This is a genomic window from Chelatococcus sp. HY11, assembly GCF_018398335.1.
In the GTDB taxonomy this organism is placed as follows: domain Bacteria; phylum Pseudomonadota; class Alphaproteobacteria; order Rhizobiales; family Beijerinckiaceae; genus Chelatococcus.
This window is the reverse complement of record NZ_JAHBRX010000001.1, coordinates 3,146,202-3,167,629: the sequence shown is the minus strand read 5'-3', so window position 1 is coordinate 3,167,629 and position 21,428 is coordinate 3,146,202. Positions and strand designations below refer to the sequence as shown.

At 60.8% G+C, this 21,428-nt stretch carries 20 protein-coding genes, 1 tRNA gene and 1 pseudogene; 7 read left to right on the top strand and 15 right to left on the bottom strand.

The window, feature by feature from the left end; all coding sequences use genetic code 11:
* Positions 1–6: 6 nt before the first annotated feature.
* Both KIO74_RS14520 and KIO74_RS14515 read left to right on the top strand, forming a co-directional pair.
* Positions 7–1,137, top strand: coding sequence for a ribonucleotide-diphosphate reductase subunit beta (locus KIO74_RS14520; RefSeq protein ID WP_213332559.1), 1,131 nt, complete (start codon positions 7–9; stop codon positions 1,135–1,137).
* Between the two features lie 353 nt (positions 1,138–1,490).
* Positions 1,491–1,577, top strand: a tRNA-Leu gene (locus KIO74_RS14515).
* Between the two features lie 155 nt (positions 1,578–1,732).
* Here the strand turns inward: KIO74_RS14515 and KIO74_RS14510 are convergent.
* Positions 1,733–2,002 carry a hypothetical protein gene (locus tag KIO74_RS14510; protein WP_249730991.1) on the bottom strand — a complete coding sequence of 90 codons (270 nt, stop codon included), beginning with the start codon at positions 2,000–2,002 and terminating at the stop codon, positions 1,733–1,735.
* 79 nt (positions 2,003–2,081) lie between these two features.
* On the opposite strand from KIO74_RS14510, the gene KIO74_RS32655 reads away from it, so the two are divergent.
* Positions 2,082–3,302 carry an N-6 DNA methylase gene (locus KIO74_RS32655; RefSeq protein ID WP_245576853.1) on the top strand — a complete coding sequence of 407 codons (1,221 nt, stop codon included), beginning with the start codon at positions 2,082–2,084 and terminating at the stop codon, positions 3,300–3,302.
* Positions 3,303–3,370: 68 nt separating this feature from the next.
* Here the strand turns inward: KIO74_RS32655 and KIO74_RS14495 are convergent, their stop codons facing one another.
* The 7 genes and pseudogenes from KIO74_RS14495 to KIO74_RS14470 form a co-directional block, all read right to left on the bottom strand.
* Entirely contained in the window at positions 3,371–4,561 is a 1,191-nt protein-coding gene (locus tag KIO74_RS14495) for a patatin-like phospholipase family protein (RefSeq protein WP_084639931.1), read from the bottom strand.
* 20 nt (positions 4,562–4,581) lie between these two features.
* Positions 4,582–4,811, bottom strand: a pseudogene (locus KIO74_RS31795) (SDR family oxidoreductase); the annotation flags it as partial.
* A complete protein-coding gene (locus KIO74_RS14490; protein WP_029075190.1) occupies positions 4,811–6,013 on the bottom strand; it encodes an acetate/propionate family kinase in 1,203 nt (400 codons plus the stop codon). The gene KIO74_RS14490 and the pseudogene KIO74_RS31795, both read right to left, overlap by 1 nt.
* The gene (locus KIO74_RS14485) at positions 6,010–7,437 is read right to left on the bottom strand and encodes a bifunctional enoyl-CoA hydratase/phosphate acetyltransferase (protein ID WP_035830963.1); all 1,428 of its coding nucleotides are present in this window, start codon (positions 7,435–7,437) and stop codon (positions 6,010–6,012) included. The genes KIO74_RS14490 and KIO74_RS14485 overlap by 4 nt, the downstream gene beginning before the upstream one ends.
* 49 nt (positions 7,438–7,486) lie before the next feature.
* Complete coding sequence (gene phbB / locus KIO74_RS14480) at positions 7,487–8,233, bottom strand: acetoacetyl-CoA reductase (RefSeq protein WP_029075192.1); 747 nt, start codon at positions 8,231–8,233, stop codon at positions 7,487–7,489.
* Positions 8,234–8,243: 10 nt separating this feature from the next.
* Positions 8,244–8,687 (bottom strand): phasin family protein, encoded by a 444-nt coding sequence (locus tag KIO74_RS14475; RefSeq protein WP_213332558.1) that lies wholly within the window; start codon positions 8,685–8,687, stop codon positions 8,244–8,246.
* Between the two features lie 110 nt (positions 8,688–8,797).
* Positions 8,798–10,558, bottom strand: coding sequence for a PHA/PHB synthase family protein (locus tag KIO74_RS14470; protein ID WP_029075194.1), 1,761 nt, complete (start codon positions 10,556–10,558; stop codon positions 8,798–8,800).
* A 311-nt stretch (positions 10,559–10,869) separates the two neighbouring features.
* Here KIO74_RS14470 and KIO74_RS14465 point away from each other — a divergent pair, with 311 nt between their 5' ends.
* The 3 genes from KIO74_RS14465 to KIO74_RS14455 all read left to right on the top strand — a co-directional run bounded on the left by KIO74_RS14465 (position 10,870) and on the right by KIO74_RS14455 (position 12,833).
* Positions 10,870–11,478, top strand: coding sequence for a TetR/AcrR family transcriptional regulator (locus KIO74_RS14465; RefSeq protein WP_029075195.1), 609 nt, complete (start codon positions 10,870–10,872; stop codon positions 11,476–11,478).
* 442 nt (positions 11,479–11,920) lie between these two features.
* Entirely contained in the window at positions 11,921–12,310 is a 390-nt protein-coding gene (locus KIO74_RS14460; RefSeq protein WP_029075196.1) for a hypothetical protein, read from the top strand.
* Between the two features lie 34 nt (positions 12,311–12,344).
* A complete protein-coding gene (locus KIO74_RS14455) occupies positions 12,345–12,833 on the top strand; it encodes a hypothetical protein (protein WP_210162806.1) in 489 nt (162 codons plus the stop codon).
* Between the two features lie 49 nt (positions 12,834–12,882).
* Here the strand turns inward: KIO74_RS14455 and KIO74_RS14450 are convergent, their stop codons facing one another.
* The 6 genes from KIO74_RS14450 to KIO74_RS14425 all read right to left on the bottom strand — a co-directional run bounded on the left by KIO74_RS14450 (position 12,883) and on the right by KIO74_RS14425 (position 20,095).
* The gene (locus KIO74_RS14450) at positions 12,883–14,280 is read right to left on the bottom strand and encodes an efflux transporter outer membrane subunit (RefSeq protein WP_035831100.1); all 1,398 of its coding nucleotides are present in this window, start codon (positions 14,278–14,280) and stop codon (positions 12,883–12,885) included.
* Positions 14,281–14,378: 98 nt separating this feature from the next.
* On the bottom strand, positions 14,379–15,410 hold the full coding sequence (locus KIO74_RS14445) for an ABC transporter permease (protein WP_502762063.1): 1,032 nt from the start codon (positions 15,408–15,410) through the stop codon (positions 14,379–14,381).
* A gap of 99 nt (positions 15,411–15,509) precedes the next feature.
* On the bottom strand, positions 15,510–16,628 hold the full coding sequence (locus tag KIO74_RS14440) for an ABC transporter permease (RefSeq protein WP_245407713.1): 1,119 nt from the start codon (positions 16,626–16,628) through the stop codon (positions 15,510–15,512).
* A gap of 47 nt (positions 16,629–16,675) precedes the next feature.
* Entirely contained in the window at positions 16,676–18,499 is a 1,824-nt protein-coding gene (locus KIO74_RS14435; protein WP_213332557.1) for an ATP-binding cassette domain-containing protein, read from the bottom strand.
* Positions 18,459–19,490, bottom strand: a complete 1,032-nt coding sequence (gene hlyD / locus KIO74_RS14430) for a secretion protein HlyD (protein ID WP_029075200.1) — start codon at positions 19,488–19,490, stop codon at positions 18,459–18,461. Before hlyD ends, KIO74_RS14435 begins: the two co-directional genes overlap by 41 nt.
* Positions 19,487–20,095: a TetR/AcrR family transcriptional regulator gene (locus tag KIO74_RS14425; RefSeq protein WP_029075201.1), complete on the bottom strand. Its 609-nt coding sequence runs from the start codon at positions 20,093–20,095 to the stop codon at positions 19,487–19,489. Before KIO74_RS14425 ends, hlyD begins: the two co-directional genes overlap by 4 nt.
* Before the next feature lie 211 nt (positions 20,096–20,306).
* On the opposite strand from KIO74_RS14425, the gene KIO74_RS14420 reads away from it, so the two are divergent.
* Positions 20,307–21,254, top strand: a complete 948-nt coding sequence (locus KIO74_RS14420; RefSeq protein WP_084639933.1) for a LysR family transcriptional regulator — start codon at positions 20,307–20,309, stop codon at positions 21,252–21,254.
* Here the strand turns inward: KIO74_RS14420 and KIO74_RS14415 are convergent.
* Positions 21,199–21,426 (bottom strand): DUF2274 domain-containing protein, encoded by a 228-nt coding sequence (locus KIO74_RS14415; RefSeq protein WP_029075203.1) that lies wholly within the window; start codon positions 21,424–21,426, stop codon positions 21,199–21,201. The genes KIO74_RS14420 and KIO74_RS14415 overlap by 56 nt on opposite strands.
* Positions 21,427–21,428 lie beyond the last annotated feature (2 nt).

The window sequence follows — 21,428 nt, the reverse complement described above, 5'->3', positions numbered from 1 at the left end:
AAAAGAATGCTCGATTGGTCAGAGCCGAAGGCCACAGCCGCGCTCCCATTCCAGCCCTTGCCGTCCGGCCAGCAGCCCGCTGGCGACGCCACCGGCCTCGGCGCCATCGATCGCGGAGGCGGGCGCGTCACCGTCGACGACAAGGCGATGATCAACTGCCGCGCCGACGTGAACCAGCTGCTGCCGCTCAAGTATAAATGGGCCTGGGAGAAGTATCTCGCGGGTTGCAACAACCACTGGATGCCGACCGAGGTTTCCATGCAGGCCGATATCGCCTTGTGGAAATCACGCGAAGGCCTGACGGACGACGAACGCCGGGCGATCAAGCGCAATCTCGGCTTCTTCGCGGCGTCCGAAAGCCTTGTGGCCAACAACATCGTGCTGGCCATCTATCGGCATCTCACCAACCCGGAATGCCGGCAGTATCTGCTGCGCCAGGCCTTCGAGGAGGCGGTCCACACGCATACCTTCCAGTATATCGTGGAGAGCCTCGGCCTGGACGAGGGCGAATTGTTCAACATGTATCGCGAGGTGCCGTCGATCACCGACAAGGCCGCCTGGGCGCTGAAGCACACGCAGCATCTCGATGATCCCGACTTCAAGACCGGCACGCCTGCGGCGGACCAGGCGTTCCTGCGCGATCTCGTGGCCTTTTATGTCGTGTTCGAGGGCATGTGGTTCTACACGGGCTTCGCACAGATTCTGTCGCTGGGTCGGCGCAACAAGATGGTCGGCATCGCCGAGCAGTACCAGTACATCCTCAGGGATGAGAGTATTCACCTCAATTTCGGCATTGACGTCATCAACCAGATCAAGCACGAGAACCCGCATCTCTGGACGTCGGCCTTCCAGGACGAAGTGCGCGGGATGCTGCGCGAGGCTGCTGAACTCGAGGCGTCCTACGGCCGGGACACCATGCCGCGGGGCTTCCTCGGCCTGAACGCCGCACTCTGCGAACAGTACATGCATTTCATCGCCAACCGGCGCTGCGCCCAGCTCGGCCTTTCGCCGGTGTTCGCCGAGACGGACAACCCCTTCCCCTGGATGTCGGAGGCTATGGACCTCAAGAAGGAGAAGAACTTCTTCGAGACCCGGGTTATCGAATACCAGAGCGGCGGCGCTCTGAGCTGGGATTGATTCCGCGGAGGAATGGCGCCGCTGACGCGAAATGCCGTCGGCGCCGGGGACCTTGGAGCGCTGGAAGCGCCCGTTAAAAACAATCAGCTTTCGAGGCTGGACTTTCTCGGGCTTGCTATGGCAAATAGCTGCCCATGGCGACGGCTTCGTCGCTGCGTGCGGGTGTGGTGGAACTGGTAGACGCGCCGGACTCAAAAAGTGGTTTGTCTACCAATCCACAGAAAATCACGACGAGTTGAAACCGTCGTATTTTCAACGGGCTGACAGAGTGGCAAAGGCGAGTAGGAAAATCGCCGAAAATAGTCTAGGAGCCGGCTAGGAGCCGAAACCTGGGGTAGGATCGGCGGTGGTGTGCGGGCGTGGCGGAATTGGTAGACGCAGTGGATTCAAAATCCACCATCTTCACGGATATGTCGGTTCGAGTCCGACCGCCCGCACCATCTTTGATCCCGGCTCCGATTCACAACATCCAGCAGATTGGCGCGAACGGGCCGACCCAGCTCGACCGACGGCTTGTATCGGCTGAGACATTGGATCTCGCGCCATTGGGTCTCGGCCACTAAGCCAGCGAGGTGATTGACCGCGGCCGCGGCCATCATCTGGAACGAGTGATGCTGCTCGTCAGCCGAACGGCGGCATCGCCTATGAACCAGAAGCTCTTCCCGGATGAATCGTACCGCCCGTCGGGAGCCACCGTGACCATCTGAGGCATCCGGCGTTTCCTGTTAGCCCGAAGCCGCTCGATGCCATTGCGCTCCTCGCGCCAATCCTCCGGATAGCTCTCGATCTCACCAGTGAAGGCGTAGTCGGGATCCCCGTCTCCCGTAGCGGTCAGATAACCCGCGGCGTCCCCCCTCCTGATCATCGAGGGGCGCATCGTCGATGTTTCTCGGCAGAAACAGGATGCCGTCAGCGTCCTCAGTCTTGGTGACGACGTGGACCTCATGTCCGCATTCCCGGCAGAATCTGGTCGGATATCCGAAAAAACCGGCATGGTGCCGGTGAACTGGCGCGCGATGGAAACCGAGGAGCTGGGTTCGGTCTATGAATCTCTGCTCGAACTCCAGCCGCAGCTTGGCGACGACGGCAAGACGCTCACCTTCGCCTCGGAAGCCACTGAGCAGAAGGGTAACCAGCGCAAAACCACCGGCTCCTACTACACGCCGGACAGCCTCGTGCAGGCACTCCTCGACACAGCGCTCGATCCTATTCGCGACAAGACAGAGGCGGAAGCCGCCGACCCAGCCCAAGCCTTGTTGAAGCTCAGCGTCATCGACCCCGCCTGCGGATCGGGCCACTTCCTGCTAGCCGCTGCCCGCCGAATCGCTACTCGTCTTGCCCGCATTCGAGCGGAGGGCACACCCTCGCTTGCAGATTTCCGACATGCGCTGCGTGATGTCACCCGCTGCTGCATCTATGGTGTCGATCGCAACCCGATGGCGGTTGAACTCACCAAGGTCGCTCTCTGGATCGAGACGGTGGACCCTGGCCTTCTGCTTGGCTTCTTCGATGCGCAGATCCGTTGCGGCGACTCTCTTTTTGGCGTGTTCGATTTAAAGGTGCTGGAGCAGGGTATTCCGGATGCTGCGTTCAAGGAGCTCGCCGGCGACAACAAAGAGGTAGCAAGATACTACGCCCGAAAGAACAACCTGGAGAAAGCAGAAAAAGATCGTATCGCCGAAGGCTCCGGTTTCAGCCGTGCAAGAGACGTCACGCGCGATTTCGAGGCGCTTCGCGCTATGCCGGAAAATACCGTCGACGAGATTGAAGCCAAGTCTGCAAGACTACGTGCGCTGACCAAGCAAGGTGCAGTCGCATGGCAACTTGAAACGGCATGCGATCTCAACGTGTCGGCGTTTCTGTTGCCGAAGACGAAAGGTGGGCCGTATGCGGGGCCTGACGGGGATCTCCGACCCGGCGCTGCTGCGAGCCTCGCACATCGTGCCGTGGAGCGCGTGCGAAAGCGACGCCGAGCGGCGCTGTGGGATGCTGCCTTCGACCGTGCGCTCGTCACATTTGACGACCAGGGCAGGCCCGAGTTCTCGGCCAGCCTCAGCGAGCAAGCGCGTGCCGAACTGCGCTGGCATTCCCCCATTCCGCTAACAGATGGCCATCGTCGACGGTTAGCCCGACATCGCGAGTGCATGCGAGCCGAGCAAAGCTGATTTGCGTGTTTGATGTCTTAGCCAGCCCGAGTTCACACCAAACAGCTTTGTCGACGGTCTCCGGCTCGCTACATTCCAACCCTTTGTTCGCGGCCGCCATTCAGAGGACGATCATTCGATGGTGGCGCTTTCTCCCAGAACGGACCGGTTTTCGCCTTTTCATAACCGTACTCATAAAGAGACCGCATATAGCCTGTATCAAAGTCAGGCGAGGCAGGTGACGGAACATTCCCGTCGATGTAGGTCAGGTTGAACCCAAGCTTGTTGTGCCGGGCGAAGTCAAAGGTGTCGTATAGAATAGACCGAGTTTGCCTCTTTGTGAGCGAGGCAGAACTCCGCGCAGCGATATCCGCAGTGTTGTTCCGCACCACTTGAAAATCTGGGTCAACCTTGTTGTTGATCAAGATATAGATGTCTATATGTAGATTTCGGCTGAAGTTTCCATTCCGTAAGAGGAATGCATCCGGTAACGTCAGTACGGGCGTCATCACGGCCCCATCCGCATGCATCTCCTCAAAACGACGCCCATTTGCCTCAACGTCGATTAGGATAGGTGGGAATACCACCGGGATGCTTGCCGATGCGGCAATGACGTCCCGAAACAGGTTCAAAGCCTGAGTTGATCCAATCGAAGCAATTCGCCCCATGTCCCAGATCACCGTGCGTTGCGTATCGAGATTGGTGGTTACAATGAAAAGCCTTCTGCCCCTAGCGTGCTCGGCAGAAATTGCTGCGAGCATACGCTGGTCAACATAATGAGCGACGAGCTCGCGCAGACGCGTATTTCCAAACACGCCCGATCTAAAAAGGGCATTCGTAATACTTGGCGATCCGAGAAGGCTCTCCGCTATGCCGCTGGTGTATATTTCTTTCAGCGTGGCATCGTAGGTAGACCCAAGAAATGCAAACGGCGCAATCAATGCGCCGGTACTCACCCCCGAAACAACTGAAAACTGCGGGCGAGTGCCGGCTGCGGCCCAGCCGCTCAAGACGCCGGCACCGTAGGCACCGTCGGCACCGCCTCCGGATAGCGCAAGATAGCTATGCGAGCCAGCACGAAGGGGCATGCGCGCTTCATTGGAGAACGTCGATACTGGCTCGTCCGCATATTTCCGCAGATCGTTGAGGTCGAGCACACGCGAGGATAGCGCGTCATTGGCGGTGTACTGTGTCCGCGGAAGAGAACTGCAGGCGGCAAGGATCGTCATGGCGATGACGACGAACGATAGACGGCCGAGCGCACGGAAAATGTTGCTCATTCCCACTCCTAATTGCCCGGAGCATCAAGTTGGTGTCCAGGACTGCGCACGTCGCAGGGCGCGAAGGTCGTCGCGTCCGTTGCGCGCGCGACCGGCTCCACATGAGGCAGCGCCTTGTCATTGCGATAGGTGATTGCAAGTTCCGCCCCCACCGACGAAAGACATGAGCGCAGCCGGAGGCGATGCTCTGTGCATTGGCGATGCCGATGATGAGCCCGCGTTTGCCCGAGAGGTCGACGATGGGGGACATCACAAGCGTTCTACAGCGGCGCTGTCAGGTCGCAGAACCGACAGCGCCTCGTCGGCGATGACGCTCTCTTCGTCCGTCGCGATGACCAGTATTTTGACGCGCGCGCCTGCGGCGCCAATCGACCGGGCATTGACGGCGTTTGCGGCCTCGTCCAGCTCGAGCCCGAGCCAGCTGAGACGACGCGCGACCGCGGCGCGCACCGGCGGCTGATTTTCGCCCACGCCCGCCGTGAAGACGACAGCGTCGAGCCCGCCGAGCGTGGCCGCGAGTCGGGCGATTTCGCCGGCGATGCGAAAGCAGAAGAGTTCAAGCGCCTCGGCGGCTTCGGGGGCAGCGCTTTCGATCAATTCGCGACTGTCGGCGCTGATCCCGGAGATGCCGAGGAGCCCGGAGCGACGATAGAGCAGATCCTCGACATCGGCCGGGCTCATGCCTTTCTGCATAATGAAATGTAGAACAGCGCCAGGATCCAGCGCGCCGCAGCGGGTCGCCATCGGAACCCCATCCAGGGCGGAGAAGCCCATACTGGTGTCGCAGCTGCGGCCGCCCGCCAATCCGCACAAACTGGCGCCACTGCCAAGATGGGCGACCACGACGCGCGCGCCGGCGAGTTCGGGCTCGCTTTTCGCAATTTCGCTTGCGATAAACTTGTAGGAAAGTCCATGGAAACCGTAGCGTTTCACACCTTCGTCATGCAGGGCGCGCGGGATCGCGAAGCGACGAACGAGGTCCGTCTGGGTGCGATGGAAAGCTGTGTCGAAAGAGGCCGCTTGCGGCAGCCCGGGTCGCAAGCGGCTGATCGCGCGGACGAGCCGCAACCCCTGCGGCTGATGCAGCGGCGCGAGCGGCGTCAGGGCTTGTAAGGTTTCGAACGCCGTGTCGTCGAGCCGGATCGGTCCGGCGAAGGTGTCGCCGCCATGAACGATGCGATGGCCGGCGGCGGTGATCTGATCCATATCGTAGTGCCAGGACAGCCGGCGGAAGGCCTCGCCGAGCACTTCATGCAGTTCGGCGGCAGGGTCGGATTCAAGCGCCACATCGAACCTGTCCTGTCCCTCGAGAAGACGAAACTGAAGGGGCGGCTTGTGGAAGTCGATCATTCCCTTCCCGATGCGCCGCGCCCCATCCCCTTCGAGGGCGAACAGGCCGAGCTTCACCGTGGACGATCCCGCGTTGAACGTGACAAGCATGCGCTGGCTCATGCGGGTTTTACTTCCTGAGACCGGCGAAATGCGACGAGCTTGGCAAGGGCAGCGGAGGCGATGCGGGTGCGCAAGGAATCGGCTCGGCTCGTCAGGATGATCGGCACGCGGGCGCCGAGCACGAGCCCGGCTGCGTCCGCGCCGCCGAAATAGATCAGTTGCTTCGCCAGCATGTTTCCGGCCTCGAGATCCGGTACGAGCAGAATATCTGCCTGACCGGCGACCGGCGAGATTATACCCTTGGTGCGCGCTGCGTCGGAGTTGATGGCGTTGTCGAAGGCGAGCGGCCCATCGACGCGTGCGCCCGTGATCTGGCCGCGAGCCGCCATGACAGTCAGCGCGGCGGCGTCGAGCGTCGATGGCATGCGGGAGTTGACGGTCTCGACGGCAGTAAGGACGGCAACGAGCGGTTCGACGACGCCGAGCGTGTGCAGAAGGTCGACTGCATTCTGGCAGATGTCGCGCTTGTGATCGAGAGTCGGCTGAATGTTGATCGCCGCATCGGTAACGACAAGCGGCTTCGAGTAGGCGGGCACGCTCATCGCATAGACATGGCTGACGCGACGATCTGTCCGCAGTCCGGAATTCTCGGCGATAACCGCTCCGAGCAGTTCGTCGGTATGCAGACTACCCTTCATGAGCGTGGCGACGCGACCGCCGGCGGCAAGCTCGACGGCGCGGGCAGCAGCCGCGTGGCTGTGCTCGACGGCTTCGATCGGGATACCATCAAGCGAGACGCCGGCCTCCTCAGCCGCAGCCCTGATTTTGGCCTCGGGCCCGACGAGAAGCGGCTCGAGCAAACCCTCGTTACGGAGCTCCACCGCGGCAAGTATGGCATCAGGCGAGCAAGGATGGACGATCGCTGCCTTGAGCACTGGCAGGGCGCGAGCCTCGTTGACGAAATGCTCGTATCGGTGACGCCGTACCAGTGCAACGTCGGGGAGCTTCGCGCGCGGCCATTCGACGGTGCGGTCCGGAGCTATCACGGTCGCCGAGCCGTTCAATACCTCCTCGCCGCGCTGGTTCGCGCAGCGCGTGTCGAGTACGACGATGCGCTGCTCCGGCCACTTCTCCCGGACGATGACGGTGACAGTGATCGTATCTCCGGGGGAGACCGGTTTGCGGAAGCGTAGATCCTGCTCGAGATAGATCGTGCCCGGGCCCGGCAGCTTCGTGCCGAGCACGGCCGAGACCAGCGCGCCGGTCCACATCCCATGAGCGACGATATGTCCGAAAATATCGGTCGACGCGAAGACGGGATCGAGATGAGCGGGATTTACATCGCCGGACACGGTGGCGAAAAGATCGATGTCGTCGCGGCCAACGACGCGCACGAGGGAAGCACTCTCGCCGATCGTGAGGTCGTCGAAGGTGCGATTCCTGAGTAGAGATTGATCCAAGTCTGCCTCAGTGTTGATGAACACAGGTTCCCGATGCGCCAGCTCTGCGGTTAAAGCGTAGCTTCCCCGCGTATCAGTACATGTGCTGACCGCCGTTCATGGCGACGTTGCTGCCGGTCATGAAGGCAGCGGCATCACTCGTGATGAATGCTACCATCGCTGCGATCTCATCCGGCTGACCAAGGCGGCCGACTGGTATCGCATCGATGATCTTCTGGCGTACGTCCTCGCGCACCGCCATCACCATCTCGGTGGCCAGGTAGCCAGGCGAGACGGTGTTGACCGTCACGCCCTTGCGCGCCACCTCTTGCGCCAACGCCTTGGTGAATCCATGCACGCCGGCCTTGGCAGCCGAGTAATTGGTCTGGCCAAACTGGCCCTTGCTGCCATTGATCGAAGAAATGTTTACGATGCGTCCCCAACCTCGCTCCACCATCGGATCAATGAATGGCTTGGTGACATTGAACAGGGAGTCCAGGTTGGTGCGCAGCACGGCATCCCAGCCGGCCTTGTCGAGCTTGCGCAGCGTGGCATCGCGGGTGATGCCGGCGTTGTTCACCAGAATGTCGATCCGATCACCATCGGCGTGGATGCGCCGCGCCAGTTGCTGCGTCGATTCGTATTCGGACACATCCACCCCGTAGGCGGCGAATGTATAACCCTGTGTTGCTTGCGCTTGCTGCCACTGGTCAATCGTGGTGTTGCCCGGCGTATGTGTCACGATTACGCGGTGGCCGACGTCGTGCAGAGCACGGGCGATCGCGGCGCCCAATCCCCGGTTGCCTCCGGTCACCAGGGCTGTTCGCTGAGAGGTACTCATGGCGACCTCCTCACTTTTCGGCCTTGCTCTTGGGCGTGGCGGCTGGTGCAGACCAGGGCTGTGTCCATGGCTGAAAAAGCTGCGCAAAAGAAGCAGCGTCACCACTAGCACCAAGTGTCTCGGAGACAGACGCCTGCCAGGTCGCGAGCGCCTGGCGCAGGCCATCGACAAAGGCGGCCTGGCCCCTGGTGGCGGTTTGAGCGATTGCTTGGGCATCGCCAACGCGGCCCTGATACAGGCACCGGAACGCCTCGGATGGCAAGGTCGCGAGCGCCTGCCAGTCTGCCGCCTGCTGAAGCCTCTGGATGCGCGCAGTGGTTTCCTCTACGCCGCCAGCGCTGAGCTGTTGCATGGCTTCTAGCCAGCGACGTCCGCTTTCTTGCAGCAAACGAGTGATCTGTAGCTGTAGCTCGGCGTTGGCTTTGTAGAGTTGGATGGGCAGTTCGCTGTTCATTGCAGTGCTCCACGGTCACGTTGTGCCCCATTGGGGGCGGCTATGGACCATTCCTTGCGAGGTGACCCGATTGAACCGCGGCGGCTCTGTCTCCGCCGCGGATGGCCATGTCACGTCATTGCCACGTATGTCCCGGGCGCGTCGCCAAGTGGTGTGTACGTGCTGCCGCCCATGGCAGGTGGCGCTACGCGCCCGGCCGAGCGCTGCGCCAACCACTGCTGCCAGGCCGGCCACCAGGAACCCTCGTGCAAAGGCGTCTCGGCGCGCCACATCTGCGGATCGACGTAGCGCTTGCCGGCGGCACGGGTGGCAATCTGGAAGCTGCGCCGGGGATGCCCCGGCTCGCTGACCACGCCGGCGTTGTGCCCACCGCTGGTGAGCACGAAGGTCAACTCCGCATCACTGAGCAGGTGCATCTTGTACACAGAGGGCCAAGGCGCGACGTGATCGCGCACCGTGCCGACGATGAACATGGACACGTCGATGTCGGCGAGCGCCACCGGCCTCCCGTCGACCTGATAGCGTCCCTCTGCCAGATCGTTGCTCAGATACAGTTGCCGCAGGTACTCGCTGTGCATGCGATACGGCATGCGGGTCACGTCGGCATTCCAGGCCATCAGATCGTTGAAGACTTGCCGCTCACCCAACAGGTATTCGCGAACCTGTCGTGACCAGATCAGGTCACGCGAATTGAGCATCTGGAACGCGCCAGCCATCTGCCTGCCGTCAAGATAGCCCTTGTCCCACATGCCGGCCTCGAGCCACGCCAGTTGGCTCTCGTCGATGAAAAGCGCGATCTCGCCAGATTCACGAAAGTCGGTCTCAGACGCTAGCAGCGTCAAACTTTGCAGATGTTCGTCACCATCGCGCGCCATCGCAGCAGCAGCGATCGCCAACAAGGTACCGCCCAGGCAATAGCCGACGGCTTGCACCTTGCGCTCAGGCACGATGGCCGTGACCGCGTCCAACGCGTCCATGACCCCCAAACGCCGGTAGTCGTCCAGGCTGAGGTCGCGATCGGCTGCGGTCGGGTTCTTCCATGAAATAATGAAAACCGTATGCCCCTGGTCGACCAGATACTTCACCATCGAGTTGTGCGGCGACAGGTCGAGGATGTAGTACTTCATGATCCAGGATGGCACGATCAGGACCGGCTCGGCATACACATCAGGTGTCGTGGGTGTGTATTGGATCAGTTCGATCAGGTGGTTGCGGTACACCACCTTTCCTGGTGTGACCGCCACGTCCTTGCCAACCTCGAACCCTTCGACCCCTGCTGGCGCATCGTTCAGCGCGAGACGCCGCGCATCATCGAGGAAGTTCATCGCACCGCGCCACAGGTTGGCGCCACCGCTATCCGCGATGGCGCGCAGCACCTCGGGGTTGGTCCAAATGAAATTCGCAGGCGACCACATGTCCAGCCACTGCCGCCCGGCGAAAGTGACCAATCTCTCGTGATGGCGGGACACGCCGCGCACGCCGGTGGTGGCATTGTGCCACCACTGCTGCTGCAGCAAGAAGCCCTGGTGAATCACGTTGAAGGGCCATTGCTGCCAAGCAGAATCGGCGAAGCGCCGATCCTGCTCCAGCGGCTCAATGCAAGTCGGGCAGTCGTGCGCACTTGCCGCGCGCACTGCATAACGCGCGAGTCGCTGCTGCTTGTGCAGCCCCTTTTCCAGCAGGTTGCGCTGCTTGCCCGGTGAAAGACTCAGGTGCAGCGCCCAGTCATACCACGCCAACAAGCCCGCCGCCGGCGACAACCCGCCAGTGCCACGTGCCCGCAAGGCGTTAGCAACCGCATCCAAGGCATCGGGGGGCGCGCTTTCAAGCGATGCCGACGCGGGCTTGTCAATCATGGCAGCAGTGGTCATCACCAGCCCCGTTTAGTAAGTGACATATTACTATCTAATCGTCTTTGCGCGAATGTGCAACCCACGTCGCCGACGACAGTTCTTCTGGGGCATCGGCACGCGCGGGTTTCTGGCTGACGCCGCCGAGTCGCGCTCAGCGACTTTCCACGCAAGTGACGTCGCAACGCATCGAACCAAGCCGAACCAGACCACCGTTACCTATGATCACAGCCTCGCTCGTTCTGTCCCGAATCGTCAGATTGACCTTCTTCCGGGAAGACATTTGACGATTATTGAAGTAATACATCACTCACTATGTGGAGATCTGAACAGTGAACGAACGCCCTCAATACCTGCGCGCCGAAGAACGGCGAGCCGCCACCGTACAGGCCGTTGTGGATCTGGCGGCCGAGCAAAACCCGGCCGAGATTACGACCACCGCAATTGCGGATCGAATGGGCTTGACGCAGGGCGCGCTGTTTCGCCACTTCCCCACCAAGGACGCGATCCTGGAAGCAACCATGTCCTGGGTCAGTGAACGCCTGCTGGCCCGCGTGGACAAGGCGGCCGAAGGCGCGGCGACCCCAGCGGCGGCCCTCGAAGCCATGTTCATGACGCACATCGATTTCGTGGCAAGGCACCCGGGTGTGCCAAGAATGCTGTTCGGGGAGTTGCAACGACCGGGCGAGACCCTTCCGAAGCGAATGGTCCAGACCTTGATCCGTCAGTACGAACAGCGGCTGCGTCGCCTGATGGAAGCAGGCAAGGCGCAAGGCGAACTGAATGCGGAACTGAATGTGGATGCCGCGGCCGTGTTGTTCATCGGCACCATTCAGGGATTGGTCATGCAGTCATTGTTGGCCGGCAAGGTTAGTCGGATTCGCCGTGACGCCCCAGCCGTGTATGCCATCTATCGCCGTGGCATTGAAGCTGCGCAATGAAAGCTCTCTGCTTCCGGGGTTAAGGCGCACCAGCGTCAACCTTTACTCGGCAACGCCCTTTGCGTCCGGTCTCGGGCTGCCGCTGATCCTCTCTTTGCTACTGCCATAGAAGGCTAGGGCAGGAGAGCTTTCCTGCTCCGGACTGGGCACACTTGACAAATCGCGCCGTCATTAGATAGTAATAAGTTACTTTCTAATGACGGCATATATGGTCCGTCGGCAAGCTCGTCTTCGCCCGGGTGACCGACGTGAAGCGACGGTCCAAACCGTCGTTGACCTTGCCCGCAAACAAGATTCTACGGATCTCACGACCGAAGCTGTCGCCAAACGGTTGGGAGTTATCCAAGGACGCTTTGATCGACCGCCCAAGGAATCGTGGGTTGGCGTGAGTGTAGAGCGCCATGCTGACGATGGGCCTCTGCAACCTCTGGAGTAGATATAAATGAAGGACGCCCTGATTAATTATCGCCGAAGCGGTCAAGTAAATCGCTTCGTGCTACTAATTTCAGTGTTCACAACATTTGTGATGGGGATTTCGGTTGCCCCTGTAATGGCAGAGCAGATGTCGCCTGCCTACAATATTACGGACGGGCGTCCGTGGAAGATGACGATGGACGATGGCCGCGTTACCACCCTTGTCCTTTTTGAAAACGGCAAAGGCAAGATGACCGGCGGGCCTGTGGAATTGTCTCCGAAATGGAGAGCGACGCCAGATGGCCTATGCCTCAAACCCGGCACCCTGCTTCCCGAGCGGTGCGTGCAATTGGTGCGATCCAACAATGGATATATCGGCATGAGGGCTGGCGAGCAGCTCTTCAAGTTGGAACGATAGGCTACGCTTCACAAGAGCGAATGGGGCGAGGTCGATGTCTAAACATAGAATAAATGTGGCTATAAAAGCCTCCGGTGTAGCGGCAATTCTATTTGGAATAGCCACGGTCGTTTCGGGTGGAAACGCTATTCTCGGTCTTCATGGGATAATCGAATCTAGCGAGAAAATTGTACCATTCGTCTTATATTTTAATTTTCTTGCTGGATTTACATACATCATCATCGGGATTGGTTTGATGTTGCGAAGCAGATGGGCGCCTGCATCCGCGGTCTCTGTAGCTGTTGCTACTGTCATAGTCTTTGCTGGCTTTGGTGTGTGGATCTTCCAGGGTGGCGCTTACGAAATGCGAACTCTCGTTGCCATGAGCCTGCGGACCACATTTTGGTGTATCGTGAGCATTGTCGCATTGGTCGCGCGCAGTGCTTATTCAACTTCGCCAATTACGGAAACTGGTTCGAGATCAAATAATCCCGATTGTCCTGGGAAGGAGATGCCGCGTCACGGCAACGACAATATACTGTAGAATGGTAGCCGACAATACATCGCTGCCCAAAAGTCGACCACCGAACCTGTTACGAAATGGGGGTGGATGAGGTTACTTCGGCCGCACTCCAGCCGCCTCCGATCGCTTTGTACAATGCTACCAACTGAACGGCAGCTGTCGTCTGCGCACGCACATTTGCAATTTCGGCCTCGTGCAGGAGACGCTGGGCCGCAAGCCATTCAACTCGCGCGATGTCGCCGGCAGTAAAGCGCGTTTCAGCATGACGAAAGCTGCGGCGTGACGCCTCCAGCGCCGCTTGACGAAGTGCAAGCGCATCCAGTCCCGCTTCATAGTCGCCCAAAGTGCGCTCCGCATCGCCCAGCGCTGTCAGTACGGCCTGCTCATAGCCCAGCGCGGCCTGCCGCTGAGCAGCCTCCCGGGCACGGATCTCTGCGCGCACACGGCCTCCATCGAACAATCGCCACGAAATGAGTGGGAGGATGGAGAAGCGGCTGCTGGATGAGTCGAACCAGTCGCCGGGACTGAGCGCCTGGAATCCGCCCCCAGCGCCAATGGACAGCTTGGGGAACAGCTCCGCGGTAGTCACGCCGATATCGGCGGTGCTGGCGGCCAGCCGCCGTTCGGCTGCCAGAATATCGGGGCGGCGACGCAATATGTCGGCACGTTCGCCCACGGGCAGCGCCGGCAGTGTAAGGGTCGACGCGGCGGTATCGAGCAGCTTTAGTTCCCGTTCCGGCGGTGAGCCGAGCAGGGCGCCAAGACCGAGCACCGCCCCGCGCTGTCGAGCCTCGATGCCTGGTAGCATGGCACTGGCCGCGGCCCATCGCTCATAGGCTGCATCCACGTCGGCACCGGAAACGTCGCCGAGAGCGGCACGGCTGCGCATGAGGTCCAGGGTCTGTTGCAGGGTTGCGACCGTCGCCTGCTGCGTACGCAATTCCTCTCTGGCGCCGGTCGCCTCGAACCACGTGCGGGCGACTTCGGCCGCGATCCGCATGCGAACGCCCAGCGCTTCGGCTTCCGTTGCCTGCAAGCGGGCGCTTGCGCCTTCCAACGCCCGCCGATTGGCGCCGAACAGGTCGAGTTCCCAGGCCGCGTCAAAACCGGCATCGTAGATTGTCTGCGACGCTTCGAGGCCGGGAATGACGCCAATGGGCAGCGGGCCATTTTCACTTTGCCGACGCCGGTTCACGCTAGCGCCCGCGGAAACAGCGGGCAGTTGCTGACCAGCGGCCCGATCCCGCAGCGTGCGCGCTTCGTCGATACGCGCCGCCGCCTGGCGGATATCCAGGTTTTCAGCGAGGGCGGTGTCGACCAATCGCTCCAATTCAGGATCGCCAAGTGTTGTCCACCAGCGCGTAAGGTCCGTTGGCGCAGGCGCCTTCGGAACGGGCCGGATCCAGCCGATGCCCGTATCAATGGAAGGTGGCACGCGATAGTCGGGACCGACGACGCAGACGGTCAACGAGGTGCAGCCGAAGATCAATACTGTGAAATTCGGCCATCGAGAGGAAGGTCCGCCCGGATCCGCCAAAGATTCTGACTGGCGATAGTGGATCAAACTCATTGCAGACGTCCTCGAACGAAGATGATGGCCATGGTCAGCGACACCAGGGCGATCAGCGCCAATGGCCAAAGGCTGGCAAGAATATCGCCGGGCGACATTGCCTTGAGAAAGCTGCCTTCCACGATGATCAGGAAATGGGTGAGTGGAATCGCCTGCGCCAGCCATTGCAGCACTGTGGGCATGTTCTCGACCGGCGTGGCGAAGCCCGACATCAGAACGGCGGGCACGCCGATGGCGAAGGCGCCAAGGATGGCCTGCTGCTGGGTCGCGCTGATCGCGGAAATCATCAAGCCGATGCCCACCACCGACAGGATGAACAGGACCAGGCTGACAAAAAGCAACCCAAACGAGCCGTTAAACGGAATCTGGAACGGCCCGGCCGCTGCCGCCATCATCAGAAGTCCGAGCATGGTGCCGATGACCAGCGCCGGCAGCGACTTGGACACGATGATTTCCGGCGTGGAGGTCGGTGACACCAGCAACTGGTCGAATGTACCCAGTTCGCGTTCGCGGGCGATCGACAGCGAGGTAATAAGCAGCGCGCTGAAGAAGGCCAATATGCCGGAGAGACCGGGTACGATGAACCAGCGGTACGTCAGATTGGGATTGAACCAGTTGCGCACCGCCGCTGGCGTTGCGGGACCGGCGTCGGCGTTGGCCTCCGCTCCAACCTCGGCAGCGATGGCAGAGAGATAACCGGTGGTGATCTGCCCTGAATTGCTCCGCCGGCCATCGATCAGCACCTGGATGCGACCGTTGTCGCCGGCAGCAATGGAGCGCGAAAAGTCTGGCTGGATATCGAGCGCCGCGATCACCTTGCCCTGGTCGATAAGCTGGCGCAACGCCTGGCTGTCGGTCACGTGATGGACTTTGGCAATGAACTCGGCCCGGTCCAGCCGTGTGATCAGTTCATACGACCAGCGGCCCGCATCCTGATTGTGCACGGCGATATCGACATTGCGCACTTCAAGCGTGGCGGCGAAAGCAAACACCAGCAATTGCAACAGCGGCGGCACGAACACGACCATCCGGCTGCGCGGGTCGCGCAGGATGCTCAGGACTTCCTTGATGAACTGCGCCCGCAGTCGGGTGAAAGCGAAATAGCTATTGTGTTGCGCCACGGCCGCTCACTCCAGATTCTTGCGCGTGGCGCGTTTCGCCAGGAGGAAAAACAGGATTCCGATTCCGGCCATCGCCAAGAGGTTCGGCACAAAGACCGCCCAGATGTCTCCGGCCAGAAAGATGGTCTTCAGCGAAGACACGAAATAACGTGCCGGGATCAGCCAGGTGATGGCCCGGATCGGCGCTGGCATGGCGTCGATCTCATAGAGAAAGCCCGACAGCATGAATGCCGGAAGAAAGCCGGAGAACAGTGCAATCTGTGCAGCCAGAAACTGATTGCGCGTAACAGAGGAGATCAGCAACCCTTGGCCGAGCGCAGGAACCATGAACGTGGCCGAAAGCAAAAGAAGAGCAGCCAGCGATCCGCGCAGTGGCACGTCGAACACGAAGACCGCCAGCACCGTGGCGCCAAGCGTGGACAACATACCAAGCGCAAAATAGGGCAAGAGCTTTCCAATGAGGATTTCAACGACAGAAGCGGGCGTTGAAAGCACCGCTTCCATCGTGCCCCGTTCCCATTCGCGTGCGACCACGAGGGCGGTCAGCATGGTGCCAATGATGGTCATGACGATGGCGATGGCGCCGGGTACGAGCGAACGGCGGCTTTCCAGCTCTGCGTTGAACCAGTAGCGGGGTTCCAGTGTTACGCCTGCCGGGGATGCCTCGACACCAAGGCCGTTCCGCCAGGTCTGCACGACGCCCTGCGCATAGTTCGTGACATAGTTGGCGGTATTGGGTTGCGAGCCATCGGTGATGATCTGCACGAGAGGCTGAGCTCCACGATTGGCCAGCCGTTGCTCAAAATCCTGCGGAATCACGACAAAGCCGCGCAGGCTGCCGGAGACGACCCGGTCAGCGACCTCGCGCCGGTCATGGGCGAAGGTGACGTCCAGATAGCGTGTGCCGGCGAATGCGGCGGCCAGTGATTGAGCTGACGCGGATTCGGATTCCTGCACGACGCCAATGCGCACCGCACGCACGTCCAGCGACACGGCATAGGCAAACAGAAATAACAGTACGACCGGAAGGACGAAGGCGATCAACAGCGTGGATGGATCGCGCATCGCTTGCAGGCTTTCCTTGAGCACCAGAGCCCAAAGACGCTTTGGGTCGAAGCGGCGCATGGCCTCAAGAGGCACCCGGTGATGCGGGCGCGGTTCGTTCACGCCGTTCATGCGGTCGTCCCGCTGCGAGGGTCGTCAGCGAGATCTTCGGCTTCGACCAGATGAATGAACGCGTCTTCCATGGTCGGGTCCGGCCGAAGATCACTGACAGCGCCGCGCTTGAGAGCGTCCGGCGTATCGAGCGCGATCAGCCGGGCGCGATAAAGCATCGCAACCCGATCGCAATATTCTGCCTCGTCCATGAAATGGGTGGTGACCATCACCGTCACGCCCTTGCGGGCAAGACCGTTGATATGGGTCCAGAATTCGCGCCTAGTGATGGGATCGACGCCTGAAGTCGGCTCATCCAGGAACAGCACGGGCGGGCGATGCATCACCGCGCAGGCCAGTGCTAGGCGTTGCTTATATCCGAGCGGCAGCGAATCCGGCGCCGCCGACAACCAGGTCTGCAGACCGAAGATTTCGACCATCTCCGCGATCCGCGCCTGCCGCGCGGCGCCTTCCAGGCCATATACGCCTGCGGAGAACTCCAGATTTTGCCGCACGGATAGCAAACCATAGAGCGAGAACTTCTGCGCCATATAGCCAAGCTGGCCCTTGGCCGCGCCGGTCGCCCGGCGCAGATCGAGGCCCACCACATGCGCCTCTCCGCTGGTGGGTTTGAGCAGGCCGCACAGCATTTTGAACGTCGTCGATTTGCCAGCGCCGTTCGGCCCGAGCAGACCAAAGATTTCTCCCTTGCGGACCTCGAAGCTCACAGTGTCGGTGGCTGTGAAAACACCAAAGCGCTTCGTCAGATCGCGGCAGGAAACGGCGACGTCCGAAGCAAGCTCGACAGGAGGCAACCCCTCGGCGAGCGCCGATGTGCCGCCGGGGCCGCCGCCAAGAAGGTCGATGAAGGCGTCTTCGAAGCGGGCGGGCACCGCCCTGAGCTGCGCCTCGACCCGATCGGCAAGCGCGGTTATCTGTTCGGTTCCCGAATGCGCACGCAACACCATGCGTACGCCGGCACCCTGGATTACCCCATCGCTGACGCTTTCCAGATTCAGTGCTTCGGCAAGCACGGCCCGGCGGCTATCGCCGACCTGCTCCAGGCGAAAGCTTCGGTCTGTAAGGCGCGCCGTCAACTCTCCGGGCGGTCCGTCGTAAGCGAGTTGCCCTTCGTTGAGCAGCAATACGCTGTCGCAGCGCTCGGCTTCGTCGAGGTAGGCGGTCGACCAGACCACAGCCATTCCTTCGTCGGTCAACGCCTGCACCATGCGCCACAGGTCCTGACGGCTGACCGGGTCGACGCCGACGCCGGGTTCATCAAGCAACAGTACGGCAGGCCGGGCCATCAGGGCGCAGGCGAGACCCAGCTTTTGCTTCATGCCGCCGGAGAGCTTGCCCGCCAGGCGTTCGGTAAAGGGGGCAAGGCGCGTGAAGTCGAGCAATTCCGCGAAAAGATCAGCGTTCCTGTCGGCATCCATGCCGCGCAACTGCGCATAGAGCCGCATATTCTCCATGACCGACAAGTCTTCGTAGAGACCAAAGCGCTGCGGCATGTAGCCGGTTGCGACGTGGATGGCGTCATTGTCGCCCACCACATCGAAACCCGCCACCGTGGCGTGGCCACTGTCCGGTGTCAGCAGACCTGTCAGGATGCGCATCAAGGTGGTCTTGCCTGCGCCGTCCGGTCCAACCAGCCCGGTAAGGCAGCCGTATCGGATATGTGCGTTCAAGCCCTGCAATGCATGCACGCTGCCAAAATGCTTGTTCACCCCGTCGATGACGACCGCGACCTCACTATTAGGGTCGCGAGGCGGGTCCGATGTTACGCTACCCGACACGTTAATGGCCTGTGGTGCGCGCGTTGGAGGCTTTCCCGTCATCGACCTCAATGGTCACCGGCATGCCCTGGCGCAGCGCTGCATCTGCATTGATCACCACGATCCGCAGGCGATAGACGAGATCCGTGCGCAGATCCGCGGTCTCTACCGTTTTTGGCGTGAACTCGGCGCGCGGGGAAATGAACCCGATCTGACCTTGATAGAGTTTGTCGGAGGAGTCGCTCCGAACGCGCACTCGCATCCCGGGCGCAATGCGCCCCAGATCCGGTTCACCGATGTAAGCGCGCACATAAACCGGTGCGTCAAGACTGACACTGTAGACCGGGCTCTGGCTGACAACCATGCTGCCGGGTTCGCGCACTCGGGCGATTATCGTGCCAGTGCTTGGCGCGAGCAGCACGGTGTCTGCAAGGGCGGTGGCAGCTTGTGCTCGTGCCGCTTGTGTGGCGGCCAGGCGGGCTTGCCCCGCTGCGATATCTTCTTTGCGGAAGCCCTCTGCAGCTTGCGAATGGGCTGCCCGGGCCGCATTGACGCTGGCCACGGCCTGATCGCGCGCGGTGCGAGCAGTATCGGCCGCTTTTTGACTCGTGGCCCCCGACGTGAGCAACTGGCTCTGACGATCGAAATTGCGCTCCGCCTCCCTGGCGACGGCCAATGCCTGATTGAGGACCTCTTGCGTCTGTGCGATCTCTTGCGGTCGCAGGCCGCGGCGCAATTTGTCGAGTTCCGCCTGTGAAACATCCACAGACGCGTCTGCAGCCGCGAGTGCTTCCTCGAATGGCTGTGCGTCGAGGCTTGCCAAGCGCGCGCCCGCTTCGACGTGATCTCCTTCATCGAAGTGCATCCGCACTACACGGCCCGACTGACGGAAGGCCAATTGAACTTCCCGAATGTCGACATTGCCATACAGGCGCAGTGCATTGTCGTCGCGGTCGCCGCTCTGCATCCACAGCCATCCAGCACCAATTATCGTGATGACGGCGGCAACAATGATGCCCCGCTTTGCGACGCTGGATAGGCGGATACTCTTCATTGCACCGTTCCGATACCGCGCAGATAAATGGCAAATACGCCGGGCGCATCGCCACGGATGCGTGTGACATCGCCCGCCAGCATAGATCGCATGACGAGTCCCTGGACCGTGCCGATGAACAGGGTAGCTGCGGCGTCTGGATCGAGATCTGCATGCAGTTCGCTCCGTGTCTTCCCTGCTTCGAGCAAGCCACGAAGCCGCTCGCCGTTGTGGCGGATCAACGTCTGGGCCATCCGCTTCGGAAGAGTCTCCCCCGGACGTTGCAACTCCCCAAAGAGCATTCTTGGCACCCCCGGGTGTTCAGACACGAAATCGATATGCGTCACGAAGACCGCCTCAAGGGCTGCGATTGGAGACGTGGCTCCTTCTGCGGCCTCATCCACACGGGCGAGCAAGCGCTCGGCCACCCAGGACATGACTGCCTCCAGGATGGCATCCTTGGTCGGGAAGTGGCGGAACAGCGCCCCCTGGGTCAGCCCCATTCGCTGCGCGATGGCCGTCGTTGTGATGTCGCTCGGATTCTGTTCTGCAGCCAGATCGACCACAGCCTCCACGGTTGCCGCCCGTCGCTCGTCAGCGGGAAGATGCTTGGGATGTCCACTCATGGCTTGCACTCGCAGAAGAAAGTAATTTATTACTATCTATCTGCTATGGGTGCATACCACAAGAGGGAACCGCGAGGGGGTAATTGTCATCGACAGCAAGGCCGTTATCCCGGTCGCCCGGTACTGGTCGATCCTATGTGAATGGAAACGAGGGCGCCTGCTTTCTCCCTGTGGGAGGGGCCGGTTACGTCATGAACTCAGCGGGATATAAGTGGAGCTACGCCACCTCCGATATTTCGTTGCCGCGGCGGAACATGGCAGTTTTCGCAAGGCTGCGTCGGCGCTTGGCATCCGAGAGTCAGCGGTCAGCCGTCGAATCCGCGATCTTGAGGATGACTTGGGCGCCTCGCTCTTTCAGCGGCACAATGGCGGTGTCATTCTGACGCTGGCCGGGCAGCGCTTCGTGCGGCACGCGCGAAAGGCACTTCGGCAGATCGAGTATGGTGCAAAGGACGTCGCGACGATCGGACGCTCCGAAGACGGTAGGATCAAGATCGGGATATTCTCCTCGCTCGCCTCGGGCTTCCTGTCGGAGTTGCTGCGTGCTTATGATAAGGGTCACGCGCAGGTTCGAATCGAGCTGATAGACGGCGATCCGGCGGATCATGTTTCGGCGATTCGTCAGTTGCGACTTGATGTTGCGTTCATCACCGGTACGTCGCAGTGGCCCGATTGCGAAGTCGATCAGCTTTGGTGGGAGCGGGTATTTGTTGTCCTTCCCGCTAACCACTCGCTCTGCGGCAAGGCGGAACTCAACTGGCGCGACCTCGTCGGCGAGCGGTTCATTGTAAGCGACGGGGCGCCGGGGCCGGAGATTCACGACTACTTGGTGCAGCGCCTCGCTGATCTTGGACGGCATCCGGAAGTTGACACACAATATGTCGGTCGAGACAATCTTCTCTCGCTCGTAGCGGTCGGCCGAGGTCTAACGCTGACAAGCGAAGCAACTACGGTCGCACAGTTCCCAGGAATCACATATCGACCGATCGCGAACGAAGTTCTGCCCTTCAGCGCAGTGTGGTCGCCCCGGAACGATAATCCGGCCTGCCGTCGATTGCTCAGTCTCGCGCGTACATTATCCCGATCAACAAGAGCAACAATCATTACTGCGATGCTTTTGACTTCCTCGCTTTCACAAATCCCCGATCCGTGGCTATGAATCGCTCCAGCATAGGAACAATGAGACGGACCGGATCGGCCGATGCCTGTCCCGACTCGCGGCCGAGGATCTCGGCATAGGCCATGAGGTCGCGATGGAGCGCGGCAGGCAGCTCCAGCGCGACCTTGACGGGTTTATCGTCCGCAATGGGGCCGAGTTTCAGCTTGGTCATGG